This is a genomic window from Trinickia sp. (genome assembly GCF_051961175.1).
Taxonomy (GTDB): Bacteria; Pseudomonadota; Gammaproteobacteria; order Burkholderiales; family Burkholderiaceae; genus Trinickia.
The window spans coordinates 1-2,674 of the sequence record NZ_JBQCDN010000476.1 but is presented as its reverse complement, the minus strand read 5'-3'; the positions used below and the strand labels follow the sequence as shown (position 1 = coordinate 2,674).

The following is a 2,674-nucleotide window of genomic DNA, read 5'->3' as shown; positions in this document are numbered from 1 at the left end:
ACGTGATCGTCGGCCGCTTGATCCCGGCCGGTACGGGTCTCGCGTTCCACAAGGCACGCAAGGCGAAGGAATCGTCGGATCGCGAGCGTTTCGATCAGATCGCCGCGGAAGAGGCGTTCGAGTTCGGGACGCCGGCGTCGGCTGCCGACGAAGCGCCGATCGACGTGCCGCATCAGCAACACCCGGCGGAGTAAGGCCCAAGGGCGGTGCATCGCGCCGCTCGTGTACCCTACCCGCATGGCGCCAATGGCGCAAAACCGCTCGGTCGTTTGATCGGGCGGTTTTTTTTTGCGTGCGCCCAGCATGGGCGCACAGTGTCCTTTTTCCCTTGCATGCGGGGCGCCTAAGTCGCTCGTCTACTTTTTCCGATCGCGCGGTAGGACGCTTATCGCGGCCGACGGCTGGCGGCGGACGGTATGCGCCGGCGCCGCGCTTGATTGGCCGAAAGGCTAACGCGCATGTGAGCGGCGTCGCTACGATGGATCGGTTGGTAGAATTGCATCCGTCGGCAGTTCGTCTCTCCCTATCTCCTACATGTCCCGCGCTCTAGAAATTCTCAACGAAGTCTTCGGCTATCCCGCATTCCGAGGGCAGCAGCGCGACATTGTCGAACACGTCGCCGGTGGCGGCGATTGCCTTGTGCTCATGCCCACGGGCGGCGGCAAATCTCTCTGCTATCAAATCCCGTCCCTGGCGCGGCGGGAAGCGGGGCTCGGAGCGGGAATCGTCGTATCGCCGTTGATCGCGCTCATGCAAGATCAAGTGGCCGCGCTCACCGAACTCGGCGTACGTGCCGCTTACCTGAATTCGACGCTGACGGGCGCCGAGGCCGCGGCCACGGAGCGCGCGCTGCGCGACGGCCAACTCGATCTGCTGTACGTTGCTCCTGAACGCTTGATGACGCCACGCTTTCTCGAATTGATCGAGCGTGCCCGCATCGGCCTTTTTGCGATCGACGAAGCGCATTGCGTTTCGCAATGGGGGCACGACTTCCGTCCCGAGTACATGCAGTTGTCGGTGCTGCATGAGCGTTTTCCATCGGTGCCGCGTATTGCGCTGACGGCCACGGCCGATGCGATCACGCGCGACGAAATCATTCATCGTCTTGCGCTCGACGAAGCGCGCGTGTTTGTCTCGAGCTTCGATCGACCGAACATTCGCTATCGCATTGTCGAGAAGGACAACGCGCGAGCACAGCTGTTCGATTTCATCCGTGCTGAGCATATGAACGCGGACGGCACGACCGATGCCGGGGTTGTTTACTGTCTCTCGCGCCGCAAGGTGGAGGAGACGGCCGATTGGCTGAAGTCGAAGGGCGTGCGCGCATTGCCGTATCACGCCGGGATGGATTTCGAAACGCGGCAGCGTCACCAGGAACTGTTTCAGCGCGAGGAGGGTGTCGTCATTTGCGCGACGATTGCCTTCGGCATGGGGATCGATAAACCCGACGTGCGTTTCGTCGCCCATCTCGATTTGCCCAAGAGCGTCGAAGGCTATTACCAGGAAACCGGGCGCGCGGGCCGTGACGGTATGCCGGCGAATGCCTGGATGGCGTATGGGCTTGGTGATGTTGTCCAGCAGCGCAAAATGATCGACGAATCGGAGGCGGACGAAACGCACAAGCGCGTGCAGACGAGCAAGCTCGATGCGCTGCTCGGTTTGTGCGAGACGGCTGCGTGTCGGCGCGTGCGTCTGCTTTCGTATTTCGGGGAAGAGAGCAAGCCTTGCGGCAATTGCGATACCTGCTTGGAACCGCCCGAGACATGGGATGCGACGCGGGAAGCGCAAATGGCGCTTTCATGCGTGTTTCGCGCGCGGCGGGCAAGCGGGTTCCATTTTGGTGCCGGGCATTTGATCGATATCTTGCGCGGCAACCTGAGCGAAAAGGTGCGCGAACGCGGTCACGACACGTTGAGCACGTTCGGCATCGGTGCAAGTTTGTCGGAGCCGGAGTGGCGCGGCGTGTTTCGGCAGCTTGTCGCGTATGGTTATTTGACGGTCGACCACGACGGCTATGGCGCGTTCGTGCTGACCGAGGCCAGCAAGCCGGTGCTCAAGGGCGAGCAAAGCGTCACGTTGCGTCGCTACGTGAAGCCCGCCCGCACGCGCCAGGCATCGTCACGCACGGGCGAGCGGGCCGATCCGACGGCCGGCCTCGGGCCGCGCGAGCGGGCGCGTTGGGAGCGGCTGCGTACGTGGCGGACGGATACCGCCAAGCGGGACGGCGTCCCCGCCTACGTGATTTTTCACGATGCGACGTTGGCCGAGATCGCGCGCTCGGCGCCCGATACGATCGACGACTTGCGGCATATTCCCGGCTTGGGTGCGCGCAAGCTGGAGCGGTTTGGAGACGAACTCCTGGAAGTGGTGGCCGCCGACTGAGCCCGGCCGAGCGCCGTCTCACGCAACCTATTGACGCGCTTGACCTTTTTGCCATATCATGCCGGGTTCCTGTTCTTGGCTCTTTGGCCAGGGGTGCGCTCATGCACGAGGTCACCTCGGAGCAAGCCTCACCAAGGCCGAACAGGGATGTTTGACACCCACCGTGGGCCGCTTTGCCCGGCAGGCGGTGCGGCGTTTTTATCAATTTCGGGAATACACAATGCCAACCATCAATCAACTGGTTCGCAAAGGCCGCGCGTCGGAAACGACGAAGAGCAAGAGCCCGGCCTTG

2 protein-coding genes and 1 pseudogene are annotated in these 2,674 nt (G+C 62.6%); all 3 read left to right on the top strand.

The window, feature by feature from the left end; translation table 11 throughout:
• Window positions 1–194, top strand: a 194-nt coding sequence (locus ACTHL0_RS27060) for a hypothetical protein (RefSeq protein WP_440570204.1), incomplete at its 5' end; no start/stop codon positions are given.
• A 340-nt stretch (window positions 195–534) separates the two neighbouring features.
• Window positions 535–2,382 carry a DNA helicase RecQ gene (recQ, locus tag ACTHL0_RS27055; protein WP_440570203.1) on the top strand — a complete coding sequence of 616 codons (1,848 nt, stop codon included), beginning with the start codon at window positions 535–537 and terminating at the stop codon, window positions 2,380–2,382.
• Between the two features lie 220 nt (window positions 2,383–2,602).
• Window positions 2,603–2,674: pseudogene (gene rpsL, locus ACTHL0_RS27050) on the top strand (30S ribosomal protein S12); the annotation flags it as partial.